Source organism: Deinococcus yavapaiensis KR-236 (assembly GCF_003217515.1).
GTDB classification, from domain to species: domain Bacteria; phylum Deinococcota; class Deinococci; order Deinococcales; family Deinococcaceae; genus Deinococcus_A; species Deinococcus_A yavapaiensis.
Genome location: NZ_QJSX01000044.1, coordinates 1 through 1,290 on the forward strand (window position 1 = coordinate 1; position 1,290 = coordinate 1,290).

Here is a 1,290-nt window from a genome sequence, read left to right on the forward strand (position 1 = left end):
AGGGACGTGGTGCAACACGGCCAAACCATCGCCGTGGGCGGCTTCGGTTTGTGCGGCATCCCCGAAGCGCTCATTCTCGCCCTGCGCGACAGTGGCACCCGCCACCTCACCGTCGTCAGCAACAACGCCGGCATCGACGACTGGGGCCTCGGCCTCCTGCTCCACACCCGCCAAATCACCAAGATGATCAGCAGTTACGTCGGTGAAAACGCCGAGTTCGAACGCCAATACCTCAGCGGTGAACTCCACATCGAATTCGTACCGCAAGGCACCCTCGCCGAACGCCTACGCGCCGGGGGCGCCGGCATTCCCGGCTTCTACACCCGCACCGGTGTCGGCACGCCCGTCGCCGACGGCAAAGAACACAAAGACTTCGACGGCGTCACCTACCTGCTCGAACGCGGCATTCGCGCCGACGTCTCCCTCGTCAAAGCTTGGAAGGCCGACCGTGCCGGCAACCTCATCTACCGCAAAACCGCGCGCAACTTCAACCCGATGGTCGCCACGTGCGGTCGCGTCACCATCGCCGAAGTCGAGCAGATCGTCGAGGTCGGCGAACTCGACCCGGACGCCATTCACACGCCGGGCATCTTCGTCGATCGCGTGATCGTCAACGCCACGCCCGTCAAACGCATCGAGCAAAGGACGGTGAGGGTGTAATGGCGTGGAGTCGAGAAGACATGGCGCGGCGCGCCGCGTTGGAGTTACGCGACGGCATGTACGTGAATTTGGGGATCGGCATGCCGACGTTGGTGGCGAACTTCATTCCCGAGGGCGTGAACGTGACGTTGCAAAGCGAGAACGGCTTGCTGGGCTTGGGGCCGTTTCCTCGGGAAGCGGACGTGGACGCGGACTTGATCAATGCGGGCAAGCAGACGGTGACGATTCAAGCGGGCGGCAGTTACTTCAGTAGCGCGGATTCGTTCGCGATGATTCGTGGTGGACACATCGACGTGGCGATTTTGGGGGCGATGCAAGTGTCAGCGTCGGGGGACCTGGCGAACTGGATGATTCCCGGCAAGATGGTCAAGGGGATGGGCGGCGCGATGGATTTGGTGGCGGGCGTGCGGCGGGTGGTGGTGTTGATGGAGCACACGGCGAAGGGGGGTGGCTTCAAGTTGGTGGAGCGATGCTCGTTGCCGTTGACGGGGTTGGGGGTGGTGCAGCGGGTGATCACGGAGTTGGGGGTGGTGGACGTGACGCCCGACGGGTTGGTGTTGGTGGAGGTGGCGCCGGGCGTGGAGGGGCGGGACGTGCAGCGGCAGACGGGCGCTCCTCTTCACCTCCGCG

General features: G+C 64.2%; 2 protein-coding genes. Both read left to right on the top strand.

Annotated features, from left to right (window positions below):
* Positions 1 to 660, top strand: a 660-nt coding sequence (locus DES52_RS22410) for a CoA transferase subunit A (protein ID WP_245901233.1), incomplete at its 5' end; no start/stop codon positions are given.
* A partial coding sequence (locus DES52_RS22415) for a CoA transferase subunit B (RefSeq protein ID WP_110889051.1) occupies positions 660 to 1,290 on the top strand: 631 nt, incomplete at its 3' end. The genes DES52_RS22410 and DES52_RS22415, both read left to right, overlap by 1 nt.